The organism is Salinivibrio costicola subsp. alcaliphilus, from assembly GCF_001996185.1.
Classification (GTDB): domain Bacteria; phylum Pseudomonadota; class Gammaproteobacteria; order Enterobacterales; family Vibrionaceae; genus Salinivibrio; species Salinivibrio costicola.
Genome location: NZ_MUFR01000194.1, coordinates 1 through 290, shown reverse-complemented (window position 1 = coordinate 290; position 290 = coordinate 1). Strand labels below are relative to the sequence as shown.

Here is a 290-nt window from a genome sequence, read left to right as displayed (position 1 = left end):
GCAGGTAGGCATAGGGCTCCACACCGTTGGCACGACAGGTCAGCATGATACTGAACCAGACGGCGCTGGCATTCGCCCCGCTTTGGGTGTCCGCGAACAGCCAAGCCTTCCGCCCGGTCGCCACCGGGCGGATTTCCCGCTCGACCTGATTGTTGTCTATCGGGTAGCCGCCGTCTTCGACATACTTCTCTAGGTAACGCCATTGTTTCAGCGTATAGCTGACCGCTTTTCCCATCGGGCTGTTCGGTAACAGTCTGGCGGCGGCTTTATCCAGCCACTCATGGAAGGCG

General features: G+C 59.7%; 1 protein-coding gene. It reads right to left on the bottom strand.

Features of this window, described 5'->3' with window-relative positions; all coding sequences use genetic code 11:
• On the bottom strand, positions 1-290 hold a 290-nt coding region (locus tag BZJ21_RS15830), incomplete at both ends, for an IS66 family transposase (RefSeq protein ID WP_131826370.1).